This is a genomic window from Lysinibacillus sp. 2017 (assembly GCF_003073375.1).
GTDB lineage: Bacteria > Bacillota > Bacilli > Bacillales_A > Planococcaceae > Solibacillus.
The window spans coordinates 276,628-301,061 of the sequence record NZ_CP029002.1 but is presented as its reverse complement, the minus strand read 5'-3'; the positions used below and the strand labels follow the sequence as shown (position 1 = coordinate 301,061).

Here is a 24,434-nt window from a genome sequence, read left to right as displayed (position 1 = left end):
ACATCATTTATAGTTTAAAGCTATTATATTATGTAATTATTGTATTTGTATTAATAAATAACAAAAAATATAATTAAATTATAAATTTTCAGTAATTTGGAGTGGTTACATGTATAAAGAAACAAGTGCTTCTGTTTGGCAAGGGCGCATCGATAGCAAAGAGGAGCTCGCGTATTTTCGCTATCATCAAATAATCGAATGTGCGACTGAACCGGTACAATGTGATATTGGTTTAATCGGCTTTATGTGTGATGAGGGCGTTCGACGTAATAATGGCCGCATTGGTGCAAAAGACGCGCCACTTGCATTACGCCAACAATTAGCCTCTGTTCCTTGGAAGCCTACTCATAAAAATTCGGTCATCGATTTTGGGGATGTCATTTGTGAAGACCAGCAACTTGAACAAGCACAGCAAGAGCTCGGAGATAAAGTAGCTCTTATTTTAACAACAGGGAAGGCCATTATTTTAGGTGGCGGTCATGAAACGCTGTATGGACAATATCTAGGTGTTCGACAAGCAGTCGGACCAGATGCTTCTATCGGCTTACTAAATATCGATGCTCATTTTGATATTCGTTCCTATGATGACCAACCTTCATCAGGAACCATGTTCAGGCAAATTTTAGATGCGGATAAACAGGCTCATTATTTTGTTTGTGGTATTCAAGAATATGGTAATACAACCGCATTATTTAATACAGCAGACAACTATCATGTCACGTACTTTTTAGACGAGCAATTAGAGGAAGATTCATTTTCAACAAGCTTGCAAAACTTTATGGACACGCATGACGTGCTGCTCGTTACACTTTGCATGGATGTATTAAATGCAGCAGAGGCACCAGGTGTTAGCGCACCGTCTCCGTTTGGCTTATCGGCAAAAAAGGTACGACAAATTTTACGTACGATGATGGCGCATCCAAAAACGACAAGCTTCAGCATTTGTGAGGTTAATCCAACACTCGACCTTAACAATCAAACAGCTAAGCTCGGTGCCTACTATATTAATGAAGCAATTATAAACAGCATCGTTTAAACATCACAAGGGGGATTTTTATGGCTTTAAATCAAATTACAACATTAAGTATTGCAATCGCATTATTTTTACTTGGTTCATTTTTAGTGAAGCGGATCGGTTTTTTAAGTAAATTTTGTATTCCAGCACCTGTCGTTGGGGGCTTGCTATTCGCGTTACTCGCAACACTTCTTAAAACCACAGGCACACTTGAAATTGCGCTTGATACATCTCTACAATCTTTGTTTATGATTACATTCTTTACAACCATTGGACTTGGTGCAAGTTTTAAACTGGTGAAGCTCGGTGGGAAGTTGCTAGTCATTTACTGGATCGCTTGTGGATTTTTAGCTTTAATGCAAAACGTCATCGGTGTTTCATTGGCCCAGTTAATGAATATTCATCCATTACTTGGTGTAATGGCCGGTGCGGTATCAATGGAAGGTGGTCACGGAGCCGCTGCTGCTTACGGGGAAACAATTGAATCATTAGGCGTTTCTTCTGCTTTATCGGTCGGCATGGCTGCAGCAACATGCGGACTTGTCGCAGGTGGTCTTATCGGAGGCCCAGTTATCCAATACTTAATTCGTAAATATAATTTAAAGCCTTCTTCTGATGAAACGGAAGAATATGTAGAGAAGGCACAAAAGCCAATTTCAGAAAAATCATTTATGGCACAAGTTTTCTTAATTACTTTCTGTATGGCAGCAGGTACATATGTAGGGGAATGGTTTACTAGTATAACAGGATTTGTCCTACCAGGTTATGTGGGTGCTATGTTTGTAGCGGTAATTGTTCGTAATATCATTGACCGTACAAAACCAGAGTTAATTAATATGAAGGAAATTAACTTAATTGGTGATATTTCATTAAGCATTTTCTTATCTATGGCTTTAATGAACATTAAATTATGGGAAATTGCAGATTTAGCACTACCTTTATTCGTGATTATTTTAGCGCAAGTAATTTTCATCGTGTTATTCGCTGTATTCGTGCTATTCCGCCTACTTGGCAAGGACTTCGATGCTGCGATTATGGTAGCCGGTTTCCTAGGACACGGTCTTGGTGCAACACCAAACGCCATGGCAAATATGGCAGCCGTTGTATCAAAATTTGGTCCTTCACGTAAAGCGTTTTTAATCGTTCCAATCGTTGGTGCCTTCTTAATCGACGTCTTCGGTGTACCGATTATTATTACGACAATTAATTTATTCAAATAATCTAATAAGCCCGAGTTTCTATTAAGTAGAAACTCGGGCTTATTTAATTAACAAATTCATCAACACAATGGCCAAAATAAAAAACATTAGTGAGGGGGATCACTAATGTTTTGGGTATATTTTATACTGCTACGTTTACAAGTTGGTAATTGCGTAAACGATGGGCAGTTAAAACTTTTTTCATAATAATCTCTTCTTTAGCTGTGAAGTTTGGCACCGCGAATGGGCGTTGCACTAACTGGAACTCACCATATTTTAAAAACCACTCTTTTGCCGGCTCTAAAAGATGGGCTGCTCCGTGCTCTTTATATTCCTCCGCTACTTCTCTTACAGTGTAGCCTGATGTCGCAAGATTATGAGTTGCTTCTGAGAAAGCACTGTGCCCAAACACTTTGTGCCACATTAAGTTCATATCTGCTAAGATTTGCTGGATGCCACAAGCATTCACAAATTCCTTTGCATCATTTAATTCATATATGGCGTAAGCTGCAATATTTTGTGCACTATATACGTTTCCCATGTCGAACAACTCCTTTTCTTTACGTTTTATTATCCCTATTGTATTACTTGGTTTTAATCTTGTCAATAAAACTTATACAAATAGTAGGGATTAATTTTTGTAAAATTCGCTCCCTTTTCGAATGGGAAATGGTGAGCGAGTTTCTTCTATATTAATTAAATATACTTCGGCATATTTGCGTCTGAATTCGGTTTGTGATTGCACAAATAACTCTTTACTGAATTCGAAGAAATTAAGCGTTCGTTTCTACTTCTATTTGAGTAGCTACTTTTGCTAATGCTTGCTCTAAATCAGCAATAATATCTTCAACAGCCTCTAGGCCAATCGATAAGCGAATGAGCTCTTCCGAAACGCCTGCTATTTTTAATTCTTCTACTGACAGTTGTTGATGCGTTGTTGATGCTGGGTGAATGATTAATGACCGAGCATCCCCTACGTTGGCTACGTGCGAGAATAATTCTACGTTATCAATCACCTCTCGCCCTGCTTCACGTCCACCTCTAATACCGAATGTAATAATTGAGCCGAAGCCATTTTTTAAATACTTCTTAGCTAAATCATGCGTTGCAAATTCTTCAAAGCCGTTGTAGTTTACATATTCCACAGATGGGTGGTTTTTTAAATATTCCGCTACTTTTTGTGCATTTTCATTATGACGAGTAATACGCAAATGAAGCGTTTCTAATCCTTGTAAAAAGTTAAATGCTGCGTCCGCTGATAAAGTTGGACCGAAATCACGTAATAATTGAACGCGTAATTTTGTGGCAAATGCAGCCCCTGCAGCATCAATTCCGTAACGAATACCATGATAAGAAGCGTCCGGCTCTATAAAACCTGGGTGTTTTCCTTTCGTCCAATCGAACTTCCCTGCATCGACAACGATTCCGCCGATTGTCGTACCATGCCCACCAATCCACTTGGTTGCGGAATGAATGACAACGTCTGCACCAAATTCAATGGGGTTACTGCCAAAAGGTGAAGCAAATGTGCTATCAATCAATAATGGGAGATCGTTTTCATGTGCGATATCCGCTACAGCTTCAATATCTAATACTGTCAAACTTGGGTTGCCGATAATTTCTGCGTATACCGCCTTCGTTTTATCGGTAATCGCTTTTCTGAAGTTTTCTGGATCTGACTCATCAACAAATTTCACTGTGATGCCGTAACGTGGTAACGTAGTCGCAAATAAATTGTACGTGCCTCCATAAAGTGAACCTGCCGCAACAATTTCATCACCAGCACCCGCTAAATTTAAAATCGAAAATGCGACTGCTGCTGCACCAGATGAAAGTCCAACCGCTGCTGTCCCACCTTCTAATTGCGCAACACGCTCTTCAAATACCGCTACTGTAGGATTCATAATACGCGAATAAATATTACCTGTTTCTTCTAAAGCAAATAGACGTTGCGCATGAGCAGTGTCTTCAAAAGCATAAGCCGTCGTACGATAAATTGGTACGGCTATCGCACCCGTTACGGGATCAGCCTTTTGTCCCCCGTGCAGTAATACTGTTTCTGGTCGTAAATTTGTCATTGTTTTGCCTCCTAAAATGTATTCGATGGTGAAATCGGTGTATTTTGAGGAGGATTTTTTGAGAAAACTAAAAAACCCTCTTCAGTTAAGAAGAGGGTCCCGCAAATGAGCAAGTTTTCCTCCTCTTATCTTTCAAAGTGCAGAATGCACTTTGTAGGATGTAGCACCTTAGTCAGTTGATCACTCACTGGTTGCCGGACTTTCATAGGGCCTATTCCCTCAGTCGCTCTTGATAAGAGTATGTGATTTATGTTCCATCGTTGTTTCACAGTATAAAACAATGCAAAATGATTCGTCAACTTAAATTTTTAATTTTCTGAATTCAATTTATTATAAATTCCCTATTGTGTTATTTTATTGCTAATAATGCCAAAAATTCTCTATTTAACGCAACTGAATTGCTATTTTAATTTCCACAAAAAATTACATTTCAATTATCTAACAATAATAAAATTCACCAAATATTAACAGTTTTAAAACACCTAAATGCTATAATAATTATGACAAATACCTTTTATTTACATGACTCATACATATCAAAGTGTTTTCCTACATCGTTATGTAATATTAGAAATTTTGTCTCTTAACTTTATTCTAAGAAAACATTCAACACCTAATTTATTATCGTTTTTAAAAATTACTATACACAAGGGGGAATTTTTATGGCAACAGAAAAAACGTCAAAACGTAATTTAAAGCCACTTTGGATTATTTTAGCCTTTGTCGCATTGATTACAATCATACTTTTACCGAATAACGGAGACCTTCCCGTTGTTGGTCAACGCGCATTAGCGATTTTAGCATTTGCTGTTATTTTATGGGTAACAGAAGCAGTAACCTATCCTGTCAGCTCAGCAATGATTTTAGCGGCAATTGCCGTACTTTTAGGGTTAGCACCAAGTATGGAAGATCCTTCTGTACAAATGGGGACAAGCAATGCATTAAAATTAGCATTAGGTGGATTTAGTAACTCTGCCGTTGCATTAGTAGGTATGGCGTTATTTTTAGCAGCTGCTATGCAAATTACAAACTTACATAAGCGTATTGCCTTATGGGTTTTATCATTAGTTGGTACAAAAACAAAAGCACTTGTATTTGGTGCAATTTTAGTAGCCATCGTGTTAGCATTCGTTGTACCAAGTGCGACTGCTCGTGCTGGTGCCGTTGTGCCAATTCTTTTAGGAATTGTTGCAGCGTTTGGTTTATCAAAGGAAAGTAAGCTTGCTGCATTATTAGTAATTACAGCAACACAAGCCGTTTCCATTTGGAACGTTGGTATTAAAACGGCTGCTGCACAAAACTTAGTAGCGCTAGGCTTCATTAATACAGAATTTGGTGTAGATATTTCTTGGGGCGAGTGGTTCATGTATGCAGCGCCATTCTCAGTAATTATGTCGATTGTCTTATTCTTCGTCATGACTAAATTAATCAAACCCGAAACAGACAATATTTCAAGTGGTAAAGATATCATCCGCAAACAATTAGCGGAACTTGGGCCACTAAAACGTAAGGAAATCACATTAATCATTACATCACTTGTATTATTATTCTTTTGGGCAACAGAAGGAAAATTACATCCATTTGATACAACAACAATCACGATTTTAGCAATTGCTTTCTTATTAACACCTAAAGTTGGTGTATATACTTGGAAAGAAGCTTCTAGCCGTATCGACTGGGGTACACTAATCGTATTCGCAGTAGGTATTTCATTAGGTTCAACACTTTTAAGTACAAAAGGTGCTGCTTGGTTATCGGATACAATCTTCGGTTCACTTGGTCTAGATTCTATGCCAATTTTAGCAACGATCGCATTAGTAACGGTATTCAACATCGTGATTCACCTTGGTTTCGCATCTGCAACAAGTCTTGCATCTGCGTTAATCCCAGTATTTATCGCACTTGCTATGAGCTTACCAATGCCTGTTGAAAACCAAATCGGATTCGTTATTATTCAACAATTCGTTATCTGCTTCGGTTTCTTATTACCAGTAAGTGCACCACAAAATATGTTAGCTTACGGTACAGGTTCATTTACAACAAAAGATTTCTTAAAGTCAGGTATCCCACTAACAATTTTCGGATATATTTTAATCCTTATCTTCAGTGCAACATACTGGCAATGGATCGGATTATTATAATCGACTTCCAGTAAAATATTGACTAGAATAGGCTTAAGGGACAATTCCTTTAAGCTTATTTTCATACATAAGGGGGAAATTTACATGGAAACTAGAGAATTATTACGCAGTCACTCATCTGTCCGTAAATATACAGGTGAACAAATTTCAAAAGAAACGGTCATCGATTTAATCGAAACAGCACAAATGGCAGCAAGTTCACATTTCGTACAAGCATACAGCGTGATTTGGATAACAGATGAAGAGAAGAAAGCGAAGTTAGGTGAGCTATCAAAAAATGACTTCCAATTCAAAACAGCGGGCGCGTCCTTCTTATTTTGCGTAGATTTCAAACGCCTACAAGTGGCGGGGCAAAAAAATGGTGTTGATATCATCGCTGACTCGGCTGAAAATTTATTAGTAGGTGTTGCGGACGTAGCACTATTCGCACAAAACTTTGTCATTGCTGCTGAGGCACAAGGTTATGGCATTTGCTATATCGGCGGTGCACGTAATAACCCAGCGGAAATTAGTGAATTATTCAACTTACCAGAATACGTTTTCCCTCTATTTGCAATAACAATTGGTACACCAACAAAACGCAATGAAACAAAACCTCGTCTTCCTGTAGCGGCTGTGTTACACGAAAACGGCTACAATGTAGCACAGTATGACACATTATTAGATGAATATGATGCAACGATGGAAAGCTATTATACAAGTCGTTCATCGAATCAAAAAACAGCGACTTGGACGAAGCAAATGGCAGACTTCTTAGTTGAACAGAAGCGTCCGTTTATTAAAGAATTCTTGGCGAGTAAGGGATTTACTTGGAAGTAGGAGATTTTTAAAGCCTATTTTTCCTATAATAAAGTGGGGATATGGGGATAGTCATTCGGCGAGCGCAGCACACATTTGCGCTGTGTTTAAGGCCCGCCAATACAAAGTGTATCTCTTTAAAATTTTTTAAATACTGTTAGGCGCTATGCTAACGCAAGGCGCCTGTTTTTTTATATGGAAAATTCCTTTTATAAGGTTAGTAAAGCTACAGTCAGAGTATTTCTTTTTCTAGTAAAGTGGGATTGATTTGGGTGTATCAGTTGGGCGGGCTAAGCACAAAGTCACCTAGATCCGTCGCACGTATCTATGCGACTTTTCTTCGTGCTTTGTGTAAGGCCCGCCCATATAAGGTGTGTCTTTTCAAATATGCTTTAAATACGGTTAGGCGCTGTGCTAACGCAAGGCGCCTGTCTTTTATATGGAAAATTCCTTTTATAAGGTTAGTAAAGCTACAGTCAAAGTATTTCTTTTTTCTAGTAAAGTAGAAATCGGGGTAGTCATTTGGCGGGCGCAGCACACATTCACAAAGCCTCTTTGCAGAGTCTCTGCGAATGTTCTTTGTGTTTAAGGCCCGCCAATACAAAGTGTATCTCTTTAAAATTTTTTAAATACTGTTAGGCGCTATGCTAACGCAAGGCGCCTGTTTTTTTATATGGATTTAATCATCCAATTATATTAAAAGTAAAACCGTGATAATTTCTTTTTCTCATCAAATTTAATGGAATCGCTTTATTACTCAAACGGCGCCTTTGCTTGCAACAGCGCCTTACTTTTTTAAAGAAATTTAATGGACCCCGCTGTGATTGGCAGGCCTAGCCCAAGGGTAGTGACCCCTTAAAGTTAGAGTTTTATTATGCAGCTAATTGGTTGACATGAGTTCGGTATTTTACTGGGCTCATGCCACCCAGTTTCTGTTTAATTCGTTCGTTATTATAGTAATCGATATAGTCTTCGACTTTCTTCTTTAACGCTTCATAAGAGGTTAATTCCTCACCGTAATACATTTCTTGTTTCAATAAGCCAAAGAAGTTTTCCATGGCCGCATTATCTGCACAAGTTGCTTTGCGAGACATGCTTTGGAAAATCTTGTTCTGCTTTAACGTGCGTACCCATGCCTTATGTTGATAGTGCCAGCCCTGATCAGAGTGAATTGTTATTCGATAGTTTGCGCCATCCTGTAGGACTGGGAGCGCTTGTTTCAGTGATGCCATGACGAACTCTAGTGTCGGCCGTTTTGAGATACTAAATCCAATTATCTCTCCATTATATAAGTCCATAAGCGGACTTAAATACAGTTTTTCGTCATTTGTACACTTGAACTCTGTTACGTCCGTTACGACTTTCTGTAAGGCATGTGGTGTACTGAAGCGACGATTCATACGGTTTTTAGCCACTTTTCCAACAGTCCCTTTATACGATTTATAGCGTGACTTGCGTACAAATTTCTCACATTTCAAGTTCAATTCCTGCATGAGGCGCTGTACTTTCTTGTGATTAACCATGTACCCTTGTGCTTTTAATTCCGCATGAATCCGACGGTAACCATATCGCCCTTCATGTTTCTCAAACGTCTCTAAAATCAAGGCTTTCCAAGCTTCATCCGGGTTCTCGTTTTTGAGTTGCTTGATGTGATAATGGTACGTTGCTTCTGGAATCGCTACTTGTTTTAAGACATCGATTAATCGGAATCCTTCTTCTTTAAGCTCGAAGGCAATGGTTGCTTGTGCTTTTCGAGGAATGTTTTTGGGTTCTCCCGAAAAGCCCTCAACTTTTTTAAATAAGCGACCTCTAAACGAAGTAGTTCCACTTCTCGTTCTAGCTGTTCTTCGCGTGACATTATTTCTTGTTTCGTTTTATTTGTTTTTTTAGGCATAGTTGGCCATCCTTTCACGCGTTCCAGGCCTTCTATACCTTCCTTTGAAAATTTAGCTTTCCATTTCGAGACCAAATTAGGGTCGTTCAAGTCAAATTGAATCGCTGTCTCCTGTAAAGAAGCACCTGTTTGTTTCATAAAGTTTAGTACATTTAACTTGAATTGAACAGAATAAACTTGATCCTTCTTTTTCACCGCTAACCCATTTCGCCCAAATGCTTTATAGGCGCTTACCCAACGTCTTACTTGTGAGGGTACAAGTGGTGCATATTTATTTGCAATTAATCGATAACCATATGGGCCATTTAAATATTCCTGAACGACCTTTAATTTAAATTCTTCACTATACTTCGCCTTAGGCATAACATCACCCCAAAAGTTCGTTTTTAGCTCTAACTTTTGGGGTGCAGTACCAAGGGTAGTGCCCGCCATAACCGAAACACTTTTATACCCTATATTAGAAAACGACCAGCTCTGACAATCCCCCTTTTAATCACTTCAACCCATTCCTTTTAGTACTTTTTGTATAATTACTGAGATTATCCTCTAATGTGGTATGATGAATTCATCCTTTATACCTTGAGACTTTCTTTACAAAATTTGATAAAATTAGACTAGATTATTCGATGGGAGGATACTCATATGGCTGCCAATTTTGTAGCGAAATCTTTAGAGCGTCAACATTTAAAATCGGCCCGTAAATATGCTTTACAACTTGTTGACATTAATACGGTCTTATCCAACATCCACCATCAAATTGCTCCACATATCGATCATTCGAAATTCGAAGCTGCCACAACATACGTAAATCAATATGTAGCACATACAGATATTTGGCATATTAAATTTGTTAGCAATTTGGAAAACCCTGAAGTTGTTTTAATGCAACTGTTTCACTTAATGCATATTTTAGAACTCGAACCAATGGATAGCTTTAAAAAAGAGCGCGAGATTATCGAGGAACAGCGTCTGAAATTCTTAGATATCACGCTTTACTCTGACGTACATATTGAAAAGCGTCTTCAAAAAATGAATGCTTATATTAAAGCATACTAAAAAGAAGCGGGTTATCCGAAAATGGATACCCGCTTCTTTTATCGTTTACTGTAGTCCTTGAATTTCTAATGCTTTTACAGGTTGGAATGCTTCGCCAGTTTTTGAATACGTAATGGCTACTTTATCGCCCTCTTGCATATAAATTGCATACGGTGCGGATTCTGAGCTGACAATGAAGTTTTCACCTGTTGTCGTAAAGAACGATACAATCGTAAAGTCCCCCACACGCTCTTTGTATACACGTACCACTTCCACTGTGGCTTTTGCCTCTTCAGCATTTGAAGAACCATCTACTGTACTACCCCCGCGGCTAAGTGCCGTTTTATAAAGCTTTAAGGCTTCATTTGGCGTCGTAGCATACGCTGAAATTTCAGGGTTTGCTGCCGAAACGATGAAATAGTTTTGTAAGAAACCATTAGCATCTAACACCGCTGATAACCAGCTTGCTTCTCCGTAGAAGTTATAAAGAATTGGCATTTCGCCTTCCCATTCTTTTTCAACGAATTTTTTCTCGATAATTTGAAGTGCCCCTTGTGAATCCATATACGACTCTTCCAAGTTGCCCGTATAGTAAGTCGCCTCGCCTGTATGCGCATTCGTTAACGCGTAACCAAGCATGGAATCCACGCCTTCTTTTGGACTTGTGAAATCTGTGAAGTAATACATCTCGCCGTCTTCCATGAAGACTGGACTTACATTAGCTTCTGTCCCTTCATCACTTGGCAACTTCACTTCTTTTTTCCCTACAACACTATTCCAAAAGCCATGCACATAATTACCGTAATAACTATTTTGTAAACTTACCGTTTCAGGAGACACAGCCCCATCGATAAATTCTGGTACATCACTCATTGCGAGTTTTTCTGTCTTACCTGTGTTTGCATCGACTAACACAATTCCTAATACATCAAAACCATTACGTGCTGAAATAAATTCCCCGTATGATCGAATGTAATAAGGCTTTCCATCTTCATCAATCTCTAACTGCGAATCTCCGTAGAACACTAATGACGGATATTGCATTCGAATATGGCGCTCTAAATTTTTATTTAAAAACGCTGATGACACATATCGCATTTCAGATTTTATGAATTTCGGATTATCACTTGAATCTGTCGCACTCATGGTGAAGTAACCTGGTGTTGTTTTACCATTAATCCATTTGAAAAATCCAGAAAATTCAACAGGTGCGATATAAACATACTCACCTTTCACTTTTTGAATTTGTAAATTTCCAAGCTCATAATAGCTTGTATTGGGTACTTGCCCAAATGCTTTTTTCATTTTATTTTTTGCAAATTTCGGTGGTACGCTTGCTGGTGTTTTCGTTTCATCGAATGGCGCAATTTCCACCTTTTCTTTCATTTGTGCAGAATCATATTTCTCATCTGCATTTAAAAGTGGTGCCGTTAGTAAATACGCTACCCCGATAATTCCTACTAAAACGAGTACCGATTTGATTTTTTGTTCGGCTCCTACCGTTAAAATAGCCCCAACTAAAGCCAAAACGGGTAATACATACAAAAAAATTGTCCAATTTAAATCAATTTTCGATACATAAACGGTACTAAATACCGAAATAAAGCTTACTACAAATGTAAGTACTGTAATAATTGAAAATTGTTTCATCGTTAACTTTCGAGTTCGAATCTTTCGAGTTAACGGTACTAGTAACACTGTCACTAAAAGTGAGCTGATTGCTGTAATGAATAATAATTGACCCATATCACTCATCCTCTCTATGTACTATTTACGAATAACCATTCAAAAAGATTCATAAACAATAGAAAACTATTATCTTTGGAGGCTATTACATGACACGTAAAATTTTAACATTATTATTTTTAGGGTTTGGAATCTATTACGTTTTCTTTTTTCAAACTATTGACCCTTCGTTAAAAATGGTATTTAAACTACTGCCGATGCTTCTACTAATTGTGCTCGCTTTTGCAACGAAAGTACAGTTGAAAGCCCCCTATTATTGGCTTGTTTCAATTGGCCTGATTTTTTGTGCCATTGGCGATTATACGCTGCAATGGTTCATCGTCGGTCTTAGCTTCTTTTTAATCGGTCATATATTTTATATTTTCGCATTCCGTTCGACAAACGTAGCGAAAACACCACTTTATGTGAAGGTTTTGCTCAGTATATACGGTGCGATTATGCTAATTTGGATTGCTGGAAGTCTATTCCAAAAAGGCGATACCGTTTTAGCTATTGCTGTTATTGCCTATATTCTGGTTATTTTAACGATGGGCTGGACATCTTTCCGTACTGGAAGTAAGTATGCCATTATTGGTGCTGTGCTCTTTATTACTTCAGATTCTATCCTTGCAACTAACCGTTTTATGTTCGATGTTCCGTATGCGCACGAACTAATCATGTTCACATATTATGGTGCCCAATTTTTCTTAATGCTTAGTATTGCGCAATACTTCAAAATAGTTCAAAATCCGAATTAAAAAGTGGTACAATAAGAGCAACATATTTTTAGGAGGCCTTTTCTTATGAAAGAAAAAGTAATCGAACGTTTAGTTCGCTATGCAAAAATTGACACACAATCAGATTTCAATTCAAATACAACCCCTTCAACAATGAAGCAATTTGATCTTTTAAACGTATTAAAAGACGAATTAGCTGAAGTTGGTTTAACGGAGATTACGTTAGATGAAAACGGCTACCTTTTCGCAACACTTGAATCAAATACAGACAAGACCGTGCCAACAATCGGCTTTTTAGCACACGTTGATACAACAACAGATTACACAGGCACGAATGTTCAGCCACAACGTATCGATAACTATGACGGCGAAGCCATTACTCTTAAAAACGGCTTAATCATGGCACCAGACTACTTCCCGAACTTAAAAAATTATGTTGGCCAAACATTAATTACGACTGACGGTAATACACTACTTGGTGCAGACGACAAAGCGGGTATTGCAGAAATTATGACAGCAATGGAGTTCTTAGTGAATAATCCTTCGATTAAACACGGAAAAATCCGCGTAGCCTTCACACCAGATGAAGAAATCGGCCGTGGTCCACATAAATTCGACGTGGAAAAATTCGGTGCAGATTACGCCTACACAATGGATGGCGGTCCACTTGGTGAATTACAATTTGAAAGCTTCAATGCTGCCGGTGTTAAAGTCACAACTCGTGGCACAAACATCCACCCAGGTTCTGCAAAAGATAAAATGGTGAACTCAATTACAACGGCGATCGCGTTCCAAAACGAAATGCCTAAAGATGCTGTACCAGAAAAAACAGATGGCTACGAAGGCTTCATCCACTTAATGCATTTTGACGGTGGCATCGAAGAAACAACCATGTCATACATTATCCGTGACCATGACCGCGCAAAATTCGAAGAGAAAAAAGCATTCATGGCAAAAGTCGGAAAAGACATGCAAGCAAAATATGGTGAGGATGCGATTACTGTTCAAATCGATGACCAATATTACAACATGGGCGAAAAAATCCAACCCGTTATGGAAATCGTGGATATCGTAAAAGAGGCATTCACAAAATTCGATATTACACCAATTGTTGAACCAATCCGTGGTGGTACAGATGGTTCTCAACTTTCTTACATGGGCTTACCAACACCAAACATCTTCGCTGGTGGCGAAAACATGCATGGTAAATTCGAATTCGTATCAGGCGAAACGATGGAAAAAGCAACAGAAGTGATCATCGAGATGGTTCAACTTTTCGAACAACGTAACTAACATCAAAAGCGCTAAAATTATTTTTCCGGAGTGATTCCATTCACTCCGTTTTTTTATAAAATAATATCAGAATATTCTTTTAACTAAGGGGATGCGCAATGAAGGAGATTTGTATTGGTATTTTAGCCGCACTTTTTTTCGCGGTTACCTTCGTTTTAAATCATTCAATGGAATTAGAAGGTGGCAGCTGGCTTTGGAGTTCTTCTCTTCGTTACTTCTTTATGTTGCCCTTTTTGATCATCATCGTGGCAATGCGTGGAAAAGGCGGCTTTCGTAATATGGCAAATGAAATGAAGGCTAAACCTTATTTATGGTTACTTTGGAGCTTCGTTGGCTTCGTATTATTTTATGCACCGTTAACATTTGCAGCAGCATTTGGGCCGGGTTGGCTTGTTTCTGGCACTTGGCAATTTACGATTGTAGCAGGAGTACTCCTTGCGCCTTTATTCATAACAGTCATTGCAGGAAAACCGGTACGCGCGAAAGTCCCACTCATTTCACTCGCGATTTCAGGCATTATTTTAGTCGGTATTTTACTCATTCAAATTCCACAAGCGAAGAGCGTTTCTACAGGAAGTTTGTTGCTTGGTATTTTACCGGTTGCCGTTGCTGCATTTGCCTATCCACTTGGCAATCGAAAAATAATGGAAGTTTGCGGTGGGCGCGTCGATCCATTTCAACGTGTTCTTGGAATGACCATCGCCTCCCTACCTGTTTGGATACTACTTGCAATTTATGCCTTAGTGACTGTCGGACTACCATCAACAAACCAACTATTTCAGTCACTACTTGTTGCGGTGTCTTCCGGTGTTATCGCAACAACACTCTTTTTTATCGCAACTGACCGCGTACGAACAGATCAAGGTAAACTTGCAGCAGTCGAAGCAACACAGTCAACTGAAGTATTATTTGCGATGATCGGTGAAATGATTTTATTAAATGTCGCTTTACCACAACCAATGGCATTAGTCGGGCTAGGCATCATCATCATTGGCATGTTATTACATAGCCATCACACCAGTTTAATGAGTAAAAAACTAAAGGTTTCGTCTACATAATCATGAGACGAAACCTTTTCATAGCATAAAAACACCCGCATCTCAGTTAGATACGGGTAGCAGTCCTTCCAAAAAGGAAGAAAAACTTGGAAGAAAAATATAAAGGGTGAAAAACTTGTTGTCTGACCTACAAGTCAAATTTACATTCTAAATGAGGGGGTTTAGAACGCCGTGTGAGCTAACAAACTCCTGGAGAAAAGGTTGTTAAGCTCCCCTTACTTGTACTGAATTACAAATAAGCTCTTACTACGAATTAAATGATAATGATTATCGCTATCATTGTCAATAACTTTCCAAAAAATTTATGAATTTTTTAGTGCCCGTCGATACATGAATTGTTTCCATTGAAAATGAATAAAGCAGCCGACACAAAACCCTAATATCGCTACAAATGAAGCGACTGCGACCATAATTGTAAAGGGATAATAAATAGCTGGACTATCAAGGACGAATCCGATTAACCCACCAGCTAAGCAAATGCATGCTATGGTAGCATTAAATTTTTGTTGCTGTACATCTTCTGGAATATAAGCATTCATATCTTTTTTCAAAAATAATTTTGCAAAACGCATAATGGGATTAAAGCCAGTGAAAATTCCTAATAGATTTGCAACAAGTGGTATTGCTAAAATCCAGTAATGCCCTGTAATCCACGTTAAAGTGACGGAAATAAAAATCGTCCATTGATTCACACGTACAAGTGGACGCGGAACGGAAATCGGATTTGCCATACTAAAACCAACCTTTCTTATCTGTTTTGTTCATTTTAGCGTTTTTCCACTCGTTTGCATAGAGAAATGTTATAGTTAAGGTACACAATTATTTTTATAGAAAAGGTGATCGTAATGCCTGCACTTTCATATGATCAAGTTCGTCAATTAAATTCCTATAGTATTTTTACGGAAGAACCAGAGCGTCCATTATTTACGCTCGCGAATTTGCATAAAGATTTTTATTTAACCGATTTTCGCAATTTAATGATGGGTGTCACAAACGCTGCAACGGAAGCAGCGGCGATTTCCCATTTTGGTCGTCGTTACGGCATGTTCGTAGCGATGCAGTTTTATATGCTAACAACATACGATGAAATTTGGGATGGTAGACCGGAGGATATTCGTTTTGCCATTATTCAAGAGTTTGGAATCCACACGCTTGGCATGTATATTAATCCGAATGATTTCCGCTATGTAGAAGATGATGAACGCGAGCGAGTCATGACGGATATTTTATATAAAACGTCTGTCGTTATTACACAATTACGGAAAACGACGTCGATTTCTCCACTTACTCTATGGGAAAATATTTTCGGCTATATGCTATGGCATTATCATACATTGCTCGAAAATCCAGCATTTGCTGACCGCGCATTTGAAGATTTGGAGATGCTCGAAAATAAAAATGTGTGGCGCTATTTCTCGGATAAATCGTTGTTTTTAAATTATACGGGTGGGAAAAGTCCTTCTGCACTAATTAATCAACCTGTTCGTAAGAGTTGCTGTTTCTCGAAGGATATTCCAGGGTTAATGCCTTGTGGTTTTTGTCCGATTAAATAGCGTTTAATTGAATATAGGATTGATAAGGTGCTTACAGTAGTAGGCGCCTTTTTTATATGGAGAATCATTTTTATAAGGTTAGTAAAGCTACTGTCAGAATGCTTTATTCTTCTAATAAAGTTGAAATCGGTGTAGTCATTTGGCAGGCGGAGCACACATTCACAAAGCCTCTTTGCAAGAGTCTTTCGCAAATGTTCTTTGTGCTGTGTGTAAGGCCTGCCAATACAAGGTGTATCTCTTCAAATTTTTTTAAAAACGGAAAGGCGCTGTGCTAACGCAAGGCGCCTATCTTTTTATATGGAGAATTCCCTTTATAAGGTTAGTAAAGCTACTGTCAAAGTATTTCTTATGTCTAATATAGAGATTATTCGGTGTACCAGTTGAGCGGGCTAAGCACAAAGTCACCTAGATCCGTTGCACGTATCTATGCGACTTTTCTTCGTGCTTTGTGTAAGGCCCGCCCATATAAAGTGTGTCTTTTCATACTTTTTTAATACAGTAAGGCGCTGTGCTAACGCAAGGCGCTGGTTTTCTTATATCAGGATTCCTTTTATAAAAAGCTACTGTCTAAGTAATTCTTTTTTAATAAAGATACAATTTTGGTGTATCGTTTGAGCGGGCTAAGCACAAAGTCACCTAGATCCGTTGCACGTATCTATGCGACTTTTCTTCGTGCTTTGTGTAAGGCCCGCCCATATAAAGTGTGTCTTTTCATACTTTTTTAATACAGTAAGGCGCTATGCTAACGCAAGGCGCCGGTATTCCTAAAGGTGAATCATTTTTATACGGTTTGAAAAGATATTGTTGAGGTAATCCTTTCTTATAATAAAGTAGAAATCGGTGTAGTCATTTGGCAGGCGGAGCACACATTCACAAAGCCTCTTTGCAAGAGACTCTGTAAATGTTCTTTGTGCTGTGTGTAAAGCCCGCCCATACAAGGTGTATCTAAATTTTTTAAAGACGGAAAGGCGCTGTGCTAACGCAAGGCGCCTGTTTTCTCACCAAATCTAATGGATTCACTTTATTACAAGAATGGCGCCTTTGCTTGCAACAGCGCCTTACCTTTTTTAAAGACATTCAATGGACCATGCTGTGATTGGCAGGCCTAGTCCAAGGCGCAAAGAAGAGTCGTACAGATATGTGCAACATATCTTTGCGACTCTGGGCGCCCAGCCTGCCAAAACTCGATACACTTTCATAAACCCTATATTAAAAAACGACTAGCTCTGACAATCCCTTTTCTTCACCAAATGTAATGGATTGCTTTATTAAACAAACGGCGCCTTTGCTTGCAACAGCGCCTTACCTTTTTTTAAGACATTCAATGGACCATACTGTGATTGGCAGGCCTAGTCCAAGGCGCAAAGAAGAGTCGTACAGATATGTGCAACATATCTTTGCGACTCTGGGCGCCCAGCCCGCCAAAACTCGATACACTTTCATAAACCCTATATTAAAAAACGACTAACTCTGACAATCCCTTTTCTTCACCAAATGTAATGGATTGCTTTATTAAACAAACGGCGCCTTTGCTTGCAACAGCGCCTTACCTTTTTTAAAGACATTCAATGGACCATACTGTGATTGGCAGGCCTAGTCCAAGGCGCAAAGAAGAGTCGTACAGATATGTGCAACATATCTTTGCGACTCTGGGCGCCCAGCCTGCCAAAACTCAATACACTTTCATAAACCCTATATTAAAAACGACTAACTCTGACAATCCCTTTTCCCCACCTATAAAAACGTACACAACTAAAAAAACGATGCCACACTTATATGTGCAACATCGTTTGTATGTTATTTACTGGCCATATTCTTCAATGTCATGGCAACTACTTTGGCGCCGTCGATTAAAGCCTTTTGATCGAATGTCATTTTTGGATGATGTAAGCCAGGAGCTAAATTCGCCCCTACACCAATCATCGCTGCTTTTAGATTTGGATTTTTAATCGTATAGAAATGGAAGTCGTCACTACCTGCTGTCACAACAGCTGGTGCTAAATACGATTTGCCTAAAGATTCAACAATGGAACGTCCTGCGACTTGAAGTGCTTCTTTTGACACTTCTGCACCTGGTGTAATATCGACCCATTGCCAAGCAACCTCGATTTCAAACATATCTCCAATTTGCTTTAACCCTTTATCAATCACTTGTTGTACTTGCATAAGTACATCATTTTTTTGCGCACGTACATCAATTGAAAAGCTTGCATTACCTGGAATAATATTAACGCTCCCTCCATCTGCAACGATTTTCGTTAGTTTCGCTGAGTACACGTCAAATGGATTAATGTAAATATTTTTTAACATTTGTTGAATGGCTACAACAACATCAATTGCATTATTTCCTTGATGTGGACGCGCACCATGTGCATCAACACCAGTTAGGGTTCCCGATAAAAATGCGGCGGCACCATGGTATATGGCTGGTGCAATTTTGCCAAGTGGTAGTTCTTCGATAGGACGTAAATGTACGCCGTATAAGTGTGTTACTTCTTGCATAACCCCACGTTCAATCATTGAGAGCGCACCGCCACCCGTTTCTTCTGCCGGTTGGAAAATAAAGCGAATACGCTTATTTAATTCCTGATCTTTTAATGCAACAAGCGCTCCTAAAACCATGGACATGTTTGCGTCATGACCACATGAATGATTCGCTTGCATGACGCCGTCTACTTCTTGCCACAATGCATCTATATCCGCACGTACCGCAATGACTTCTTTCCCCTCGCCTATTTCCGCTACAAGCCCTGTTATTCCTTCAAAACGTGAATAACGAACTTGCAGACTATCTAAAATTTGAGCTAATTTTTCTGTTGTATTTACTTCTTTCCAGCTCACTTCTGGATTCGCATGAAAATGATGGAACCATTCATAAACCATTTCTTCCATTGATTTAACCACTAGCATGTAACGCACCTCGACTATTTTTTGATACTTATAGTATACAGTATAAATGAATCTTTCATCATAATAGTTGCCCAAAACAAAAGCGACATAAGCTCTAATGATTCGATTAGAGTTACGCCGCTTCCAACATTATACAATTCATCCTCATTCTCCTTATAAGCTTGAAAAGAAACCTTCTGGATATTGAGTACGCTGTTCTACTTCTTGCGTTTCCAATTGCTCCAACATTTCAAACTCTACCTCTTCATCCAATAAATACGTTGCCATCGTCGATTTTAAAATTGATGTCATTTGCATCCCTCCTTAATATTCAGAATTTTTAATTATTTTTATAATACAAGGATTTTAAATTAGATGCAATGTATATATATCACTTATGCATAAAAGATATATAACTCATCTCATTTTTAGAACAATATAAAAAGACGAAAAACGTTCCGTTAAGAAGTTTTCCGTCTTTTACATAATCAATTAAGAAATGGCCACTTTTGAGTCATTACTTTTGTCTTTTGTCATCAATTGGAATACGAACATCCCCGCAAATACGATTATACCAAGTGTATCTGAAAGTGACTCTGGGTAAATCATTGCTAAACCAGCACCAATTAATACTAAGCGCTCGATCCAGTTTACTCGACGGTACCAGAAGCCGATAACCCCTGCACCAATCGCAAGCATACCCAAAATTGCCGTAAAGACTACCCATATAATTTGCCCAATTGTTACGTCAATCATCAGTAACGCTGGCGAGAATACAATCATATAAGGAATAATGAATGCCGCAATCGCTAACTTCGCTGAGTTAACACCTGTCCGAATCGGGTCTCCGCCTGAAATACCAGAGGCAGCAAATGCAGCGAGCGCAACTGGTGGCGTTATATCTGCAATAATCCCGAAATAGAATACGAAGAAGTGTGCAGATAATACAACGATAATCGGTGCTGCACTTGCTGCTACATCTGGTGCAAGTAACGCTATAATCGCTGGTGCCGCAATTGTTGACGTAATAACATAGTTTGCTGTTGTCGGTGCGCCCATTCCTAAAATAAGCGATGCAATCATTACGAAGAATAATGTAATAATGATGCTACCACCTGCTAGTTTAACTAAGCTATTCGCTAATGATAAACCTAAACCAGTTTTAACAACTACCCCTACGATAATACCAGCACATGCAGTTGCTGCAGCTACCGCTAATGCTGAACGTGCGCCTTCTACCATCGAATCAATAATTTCTTTGAAACCAAATTTTACATCTGGATTGATAATCCCAACAATAATACACGCTAAAATACCATAAAGCGCTGAGTGAATAACCGGTACACCCATCATCATGATTACGATGATTAAAACAATTGGAATTAATAAATAAATCTTTTTAAATACCTGTGAACGATCTGGCATTTCTTCATCCGTTAAACCACGTAGGCCTAAACGTTTTGCTTCAAAATGCGTCATAATCCAAATTCCTGTAAAGTACAGTAAAGCTGGAATTGCAGCAGCTTTGGCGATATCCCAATATGTAATACCGCGTCCAATGAATTCTACCATTAAAAAGGCTGCCGCACCCATGATTGGTGGCATTAACTGACCACCTGTTGATGCTGCTGCTTCTACTGCCCCAGCGAAGTTTTTATTGTAACCAAGTCGTTTCATCATTGGTATCGTATAAGATCCTGAAGTAACTACATTCGCTACTGAACTTCCTGAGATTGTTCCTTGTAAGGCAGACGAGAAAATTGCTACTTTCGCAGGTCCACCGACTAACTTACCTGCGATTGAAATTGCTAAATCATTGAAATATTCCCCAACACCTGTTTTAACAAGGAATGCTCCAAATAATAGGAATGCAAAGATAAATGTTGACGATACTGCTAAAGGCGTTCCTAAAATACCATCCGTTGAGAAGTACATTAAATTCACAATACTATCTAAACTTTGACCACGGTGTGCCATAAAGTCTGGCATGTAAGGACCAAAGAATGCGTAAAGTAAAAATACCCCAGCAATAATCGCAATTGGTAAACCTACCGCACGACGCGCTGCTTCTAGAACTAGAATAATTGCGAGGAGTCCAACAAAAAAGTCTAATGTTTCTAATTTCCCTAAACTTTGAACTAAACGATCATAATTAAGTACCCAATAACTTCCTACAAAAATTGCAATAACCGCTAAAATATAATCATAAAATGGAATCGATCTTTTCGAAACTTTACGGGCTGCTGGGAATAATAAAAATACGAAAGTCAGAGCAAACCCTAAGTGGACTGTTCGTTGAATTTGAGCTGGAAATTGTCCAAAAATTGCTGTATACATTTGAAATAATGTAAATGCTAGTAACCCAAAGTAAATGACATATTTCATGAAGTTTTGCGGGTTACGTTGATTTGATTCAATATCAAATTTCTCTAAAAGTTCCTGTTGCTGTTCTTGTGTCAGAGTTTCATGCAATTCTTCCACATTCACTGTTTCCTTTTTTTCAGTCATCCAATTCGACCCCTTTCATTTTGTCGTAGAGCGACATTTTTTCTACCTTTACTACATACGATTTTCCTCGTATTAAATGCTCTTTTAACGGGAGGATTTTCCCCTTATGGTGAAGTTCCAATTTATAATCGACATCACCTATATGTAACACAAAATCTTTTAATTTCGCATTGTCATAACGCAACGTATATACACCATTTTCATAGTGTAGTGTTTGTCCTTCTTCCGCGTAACTAGGCATACCTATCGCCACGTCCGAATATTCCATTGCTAACAATTGAAATTCATTTGATGGAAGCACTTGATAACTCTCTTTTACATCCGTTAAATGAATCGAATGTGTAAAGATGATTTGAAAATTCGGCTCTTTTTTTAACGGTGAGAAATACAATGTTGGTTTTTCTACTCTCGTCTCCGTAAAGGTTATGCTACGTTCTAACGGAATAAAACAAACGAGAACACCTAATAACACAAGGATCACAACAAACCACTTTTTCATACGATCCCCCGTTTAAAATCAAACTTTTGGCTACCTATATGCTACCCTTCATATACAGAAAAGGCCTCTGAAGCATTTTGCAACAGAGGCCTTCGCTTTTTGTTACTACTTCACTTCGTCAAAGTACTTTTGTGCACCCGGGTGTACATCAATACCAATGCCATCTAAGCCTGTCTCAGCTTTAATGAATGCACCTTTTGCGTGGCCGATTTTGTCTGTGTTGTCATAGATTGCTTTTGTCATGGCATACACTAAATCTTCTGGAAGGTCTTTCTTAACTGCTAACATCGCACCTACTGATACTGCTGGAACATCTGATTCTAAACCATATGTGCCTGATGGAATTTTATCTACAGCATAGTAAGGATATTTCGCGATTAACTCAGCAGCTTTGTCTGCTTCAACCGGCACGATGTATACGCCATTTGTTGCATTTAAAGCTTCTACAGCACCAGTTGGATATCCAGCCGTAATGAAGGCTGCATCGATTTGACCTGATTGAATACCATCAGTAGATTCACCGAAGTCTAAATTTTGTGCTTTAATATCATCCATTGTTAAACCGTGAATTTCTAATAATTGTTCCGCGTTTGCGTAAGTACCAGAACCTGGTGCACCTACAGAAACTCTTTTACCTTTTAAATCAGCAAATGATTTAATACCTGAATCTGCTAATGTTACTAATTGAATTGTTTCTGGATATAACGCACCTAACGCTACAACAGAATCCATTTTTTGACCTTCAAACATTAACGTACCTTGTGTTGCATAATAGGCGATATCTGTTTGAACGAAGGCTACTTCCCCTTCACCTGCTGCTAATGCAGTCATATTGGCTGCAGAAGCTTGTGAAACTTCTGCTGTTGTTTTAACTCCAGTATCAGTTGTAATTAAATCTGCAAATGTTCCGCCTAATGGATAGTAAGTACCTTGAGTTCCCCCTGTTAAAATACTTAAGAACTTAACATCACCAAAATCAGCTGTTGCTTCAGAACCTGAATCTTTATCAGTCGTAGTCGTTGTACCTCCGTCAGAAGATGTTGATGAATCATCATCGCTACCACAAGCCGCTAAAACTAGCATTAATGCACTAATAAGTAATACAAAAAGCATATTCTTAGTTTTGAACATAAAATTTCCCCCTTTATACTTCAGTATGGATTTATTTTACATGTATAAATATTCTAAAGTCAATTAATATTATATTTTATATAAAATTAAAAAAGAATAATATTCTATTAAAATCAAAAATACACTATAAAAAACAACTAATATCTAGTTTACAATAAAAGGTAATTTAAATGAACTTTTACAATATATCTTATAATGCAAAGAAGTGTATGAAAATACTTTTTCGATATATTAATATCCTTTATTATTTTAAACAAAATAAAAAACTGCGTCGAAGTTACGACACAGTTTTATTTGATGACACCACACGCAATTCTCGCACCTGAATTTCCTGATGGATCTGTTTTATAATCATCTGCTTTTTCATGAATAATAACTGAACTGCCATCTTCATCGAAAATTGAATTTTCCTCACCTTTTTTCAAGGTGAAATCCGCCGTAATAAAATTCAGCTGTACTTCCCCTTCTTGGTCAACTGTAATATTCGGTAAATCTCCAGCATGTGGTCCTAAAGGATTTTCAATCCCATGCTGCTTATGTGTAGGATTAAAATGAGCCTTAGCCGATTCAAAACTCGGCGCTTCACATTTACCAACCTCATGGATATGAATACCATGTACACCAGGAGATAAACTATTGGCAATCATCGATAATTCCAAGCCTTTCTCCATTTCTTTAAATGTAACTTCCCCAATTAGTTCTTCATTCGTATCATATAAAAGTGCCTTAGCAGTTAACGCTTCCGGTGCATTGACTGGAACCGCCTCTTTTTGAAATAAACTGCATCCACTTAGCAATAAACCAAAAGCTATTACATAAATTATTCGCATTGTTTTCCTCCTCGTCATTAGTATTTCCAACGAGGGGGTGAAATTATTCAA

At 38.4% G+C, this 24,434-nt stretch carries 21 protein-coding genes and 1 riboswitch; of the genes, 9 read left to right on the top strand and 12 right to left on the bottom strand.

Annotated elements, in window-relative coordinates; translation table 11 throughout:
* The first annotated feature begins 109 nt into the window (after positions 1 to 109).
* On the top strand, positions 110 to 1,036 hold the full coding sequence (gene hutG / locus DCE79_RS01370; RefSeq protein ID WP_108711357.1) for a formimidoylglutamase: 927 nt from the start codon (positions 110 to 112) through the stop codon (positions 1,034 to 1,036).
* 14 nt (positions 1,037 to 1,050) lie between these two features.
* Positions 1,051 to 2,235: a sodium/glutamate symporter gene (gene gltS, locus DCE79_RS01365; protein ID WP_108711356.1), complete on the top strand. Its 1,185-nt coding sequence runs from the start codon at positions 1,051 to 1,053 to the stop codon at positions 2,233 to 2,235.
* Positions 2,236 to 2,356: 121 nt separating this feature from the next.
* Here the strand turns inward: gltS and DCE79_RS01360 are convergent, their stop codons facing one another.
* Together DCE79_RS01360 and DCE79_RS01355 are read right to left on the bottom strand one after the other, a co-directional pair.
* On the bottom strand, positions 2,357 to 2,755 hold the full coding sequence (locus DCE79_RS01360; RefSeq protein WP_108711355.1) for a hypothetical protein: 399 nt from the start codon (positions 2,753 to 2,755) through the stop codon (positions 2,357 to 2,359).
* Positions 2,756 to 2,987: 232 nt separating this feature from the next.
* Complete coding sequence (locus DCE79_RS01355; protein WP_108711354.1) at positions 2,988 to 4,292, bottom strand: O-acetylhomoserine aminocarboxypropyltransferase/cysteine synthase family protein; 1,305 nt, start codon at positions 4,290 to 4,292, stop codon at positions 2,988 to 2,990.
* A gap of 122 nt (positions 4,293 to 4,414) precedes the next feature.
* A riboswitch (SAM riboswitch) is annotated at positions 4,415 to 4,531 on the bottom strand.
* A 423-nt stretch (positions 4,532 to 4,954) separates the two neighbouring features.
* Here DCE79_RS01355 and DCE79_RS01350 point away from each other — a divergent pair.
* Both DCE79_RS01350 and nfsA read left to right on the top strand, forming a co-directional pair.
* Positions 4,955 to 6,433 (top strand): DASS family sodium-coupled anion symporter, encoded by a 1,479-nt coding sequence (locus DCE79_RS01350; RefSeq protein WP_108711353.1) that lies wholly within the window; start codon positions 4,955 to 4,957, stop codon positions 6,431 to 6,433.
* 84 nt (positions 6,434 to 6,517) lie between these two features.
* On the top strand, positions 6,518 to 7,252 hold the full coding sequence (gene nfsA / locus DCE79_RS01345) for an oxygen-insensitive NADPH nitroreductase (RefSeq protein ID WP_108711352.1): 735 nt from the start codon (positions 6,518 to 6,520) through the stop codon (positions 7,250 to 7,252).
* Between the two features lie 851 nt (positions 7,253 to 8,103).
* On the opposite strand, the gene DCE79_RS01340 is transcribed toward nfsA, so the two are convergent.
* Positions 8,104 to 8,991: an IS3 family transposase gene (locus DCE79_RS01340; RefSeq protein ID WP_108711351.1), complete on the bottom strand. Its 888-nt coding sequence runs from the start codon at positions 8,989 to 8,991 to the stop codon at positions 8,104 to 8,106.
* Positions 8,931 to 9,557 carry a helix-turn-helix domain-containing protein gene (locus tag DCE79_RS01335; protein ID WP_108711350.1) on the bottom strand — a complete coding sequence of 209 codons (627 nt, stop codon included), beginning with the start codon at positions 9,555 to 9,557 and terminating at the stop codon, positions 8,931 to 8,933. Before DCE79_RS01335 ends, DCE79_RS01340 begins: the two co-directional genes overlap by 61 nt.
* 210 nt (positions 9,558 to 9,767) lie before the next feature.
* Between DCE79_RS01335 and DCE79_RS01330 the strand changes: the two genes are divergently transcribed.
* On the top strand, positions 9,768 to 10,181 hold the full coding sequence (locus DCE79_RS01330) for a hypothetical protein (RefSeq protein WP_108711349.1): 414 nt from the start codon (positions 9,768 to 9,770) through the stop codon (positions 10,179 to 10,181).
* A 45-nt stretch (positions 10,182 to 10,226) separates the two neighbouring features.
* On the opposite strand, the gene DCE79_RS01325 is transcribed toward DCE79_RS01330, so the two are convergent.
* Entirely contained in the window at positions 10,227 to 11,906 is a 1,680-nt protein-coding gene (locus tag DCE79_RS01325) for a hypothetical protein (RefSeq protein ID WP_108711348.1), read from the bottom strand.
* Positions 11,907 to 11,995: 89 nt separating this feature from the next.
* On the opposite strand from DCE79_RS01325, the gene DCE79_RS01320 reads away from it, so the two are divergent.
* From DCE79_RS01320 to DCE79_RS01310, 3 genes are all read left to right on the top strand, one after another.
* Positions 11,996 to 12,643, top strand: a complete 648-nt coding sequence (locus DCE79_RS01320; RefSeq protein ID WP_108711347.1) for a lysoplasmalogenase — start codon at positions 11,996 to 11,998, stop codon at positions 12,641 to 12,643.
* A gap of 45 nt (positions 12,644 to 12,688) precedes the next feature.
* Entirely contained in the window at positions 12,689 to 13,915 is a 1,227-nt protein-coding gene (gene pepT / locus DCE79_RS01315; protein ID WP_108711346.1) for a peptidase T, read from the top strand.
* Between the two features lie 98 nt (positions 13,916 to 14,013).
* On the top strand, positions 14,014 to 14,973 hold the full coding sequence (locus DCE79_RS01310) for a DMT family transporter (RefSeq protein ID WP_108711345.1): 960 nt from the start codon (positions 14,014 to 14,016) through the stop codon (positions 14,971 to 14,973).
* Positions 14,974 to 15,275: 302 nt separating this feature from the next.
* Here DCE79_RS01310 and DCE79_RS01305 read toward each other — a convergent pair whose 3' ends face one another.
* On the bottom strand, positions 15,276 to 15,704 hold the full coding sequence (locus DCE79_RS01305; RefSeq protein WP_108711344.1) for a DUF4395 domain-containing protein: 429 nt from the start codon (positions 15,702 to 15,704) through the stop codon (positions 15,276 to 15,278).
* A 114-nt stretch (positions 15,705 to 15,818) separates the two neighbouring features.
* On the opposite strand from DCE79_RS01305, the gene DCE79_RS01300 reads away from it, so the two are divergent.
* Positions 15,819 to 16,526 carry a Fe-S oxidoreductase gene (locus DCE79_RS01300; RefSeq protein WP_108711343.1) on the top strand — a complete coding sequence of 236 codons (708 nt, stop codon included), beginning with the start codon at positions 15,819 to 15,821 and terminating at the stop codon, positions 16,524 to 16,526.
* A gap of 1,797 nt (positions 16,527 to 18,323) precedes the next feature.
* Here DCE79_RS01300 and DCE79_RS01295 read toward each other — a convergent pair.
* The 6 genes from DCE79_RS01295 to DCE79_RS01275 form a co-directional block, all read right to left on the bottom strand.
* Positions 18,324 to 19,436 carry an amidohydrolase gene (locus DCE79_RS01295; protein WP_108711342.1) on the bottom strand — a complete coding sequence of 371 codons (1,113 nt, stop codon included), beginning with the start codon at positions 19,434 to 19,436 and terminating at the stop codon, positions 18,324 to 18,326.
* A 153-nt stretch (positions 19,437 to 19,589) separates the two neighbouring features.
* Positions 19,590 to 19,727 (bottom strand): hypothetical protein, encoded by a 138-nt coding sequence (locus DCE79_RS18580; RefSeq protein ID WP_168214725.1) that lies wholly within the window; start codon positions 19,725 to 19,727, stop codon positions 19,590 to 19,592.
* Between the two features lie 180 nt (positions 19,728 to 19,907).
* Positions 19,908 to 21,923, bottom strand: a complete 2,016-nt coding sequence (locus DCE79_RS01290; RefSeq protein ID WP_108711341.1) for a TRAP transporter permease — start codon at positions 21,921 to 21,923, stop codon at positions 19,908 to 19,910.
* Complete coding sequence (locus tag DCE79_RS01285; RefSeq protein WP_108711340.1) at positions 21,916 to 22,422, bottom strand: DUF1850 domain-containing protein; 507 nt, start codon at positions 22,420 to 22,422, stop codon at positions 21,916 to 21,918. The genes DCE79_RS01290 and DCE79_RS01285 overlap by 8 nt, the downstream gene beginning before the upstream one ends.
* Positions 22,423 to 22,527: 105 nt before the next feature.
* Entirely contained in the window at positions 22,528 to 23,553 is a 1,026-nt protein-coding gene (locus DCE79_RS01280) for a TAXI family TRAP transporter solute-binding subunit (protein ID WP_108711339.1), read from the bottom strand.
* A 290-nt stretch (positions 23,554 to 23,843) separates the two neighbouring features.
* Positions 23,844 to 24,383 (bottom strand): superoxide dismutase family protein, encoded by a 540-nt coding sequence (locus DCE79_RS01275; RefSeq protein WP_108711338.1) that lies wholly within the window; start codon positions 24,381 to 24,383, stop codon positions 23,844 to 23,846.
* Positions 24,384 to 24,434: the final 51 nt, after the last annotated feature.

Bases quoted from the DNA above. Each gene is read 5' to 3' on its own strand.
- DCE79_RS01325 (WP_108711348.1), bottom strand. From the start codon at position 11,906: ATGGGTCAATTATTATTCATTACAGCAATCAGCTCACTTTTAGTGACA.
- DCE79_RS01330 (WP_108711349.1), top strand. From the start codon at position 9,768: ATGGCTGCCAATTTTGTAGCGAAATCTTTAGAGCGTCAACATTTAAAA.
- DCE79_RS01305 (WP_108711344.1), bottom strand. From the start codon at position 15,704: ATGGCAAATCCGATTTCCGTTCCGCGTCCACTTGTACGTGTGAATCAA.
- DCE79_RS01310 (WP_108711345.1), top strand. From the start codon at position 14,014: ATGAAGGAGATTTGTATTGGTATTTTAGCCGCACTTTTTTTCGCGGTT.
- DCE79_RS01300 (WP_108711343.1), top strand. From the start codon at position 15,819: ATGCCTGCACTTTCATATGATCAAGTTCGTCAATTAAATTCCTATAGT.
- DCE79_RS01275 (WP_108711338.1), bottom strand. From the start codon at position 24,383: ATGCGAATAATTTATGTAATAGCTTTTGGTTTATTGCTAAGTGGATGC.
- DCE79_RS01335 (WP_108711350.1), bottom strand. From the start codon at position 9,557: ATGGCGGGCACTACCCTTGGTACTGCACCCCAAAAGTTAGAGCTAAAA.
- hutG (WP_108711357.1), top strand. From the start codon at position 110: ATGTATAAAGAAACAAGTGCTTCTGTTTGGCAAGGGCGCATCGATAGC.
- DCE79_RS01350 (WP_108711353.1), top strand. From the start codon at position 4,955: ATGGCAACAGAAAAAACGTCAAAACGTAATTTAAAGCCACTTTGGATT.
- DCE79_RS01355 (WP_108711354.1), bottom strand. From the start codon at position 4,292: ATGACAAATTTACGACCAGAAACAGTATTACTGCACGGGGGACAAAAG.
- DCE79_RS01360 (WP_108711355.1), bottom strand. From the start codon at position 2,755: ATGGGAAACGTATATAGTGCACAAAATATTGCAGCTTACGCCATATAT.
- DCE79_RS01295 (WP_108711342.1), bottom strand. From the start codon at position 19,436: ATGCTAGTGGTTAAATCAATGGAAGAAATGGTTTATGAATGGTTCCAT.
- DCE79_RS01280 (WP_108711339.1), bottom strand. From the start codon at position 23,553: ATGTTCAAAACTAAGAATATGCTTTTTGTATTACTTATTAGTGCATTA.
- DCE79_RS01285 (WP_108711340.1), bottom strand. From the start codon at position 22,422: ATGAAAAAGTGGTTTGTTGTGATCCTTGTGTTATTAGGTGTTCTCGTT.
- DCE79_RS18580 (WP_168214725.1), bottom strand. From the start codon at position 19,727: ATGACATCAATTTTAAAATCGACGATGGCAACGTATTTATTGGATGAA.
- pepT (WP_108711346.1), top strand. From the start codon at position 12,689: ATGAAAGAAAAAGTAATCGAACGTTTAGTTCGCTATGCAAAAATTGAC.
- DCE79_RS01290 (WP_108711341.1), bottom strand. From the start codon at position 21,923: ATGACTGAAAAAAAGGAAACAGTGAATGTGGAAGAATTGCATGAAACT.
- DCE79_RS01320 (WP_108711347.1), top strand. From the start codon at position 11,996: ATGACACGTAAAATTTTAACATTATTATTTTTAGGGTTTGGAATCTAT.
- nfsA (WP_108711352.1), top strand. From the start codon at position 6,518: ATGGAAACTAGAGAATTATTACGCAGTCACTCATCTGTCCGTAAATAT.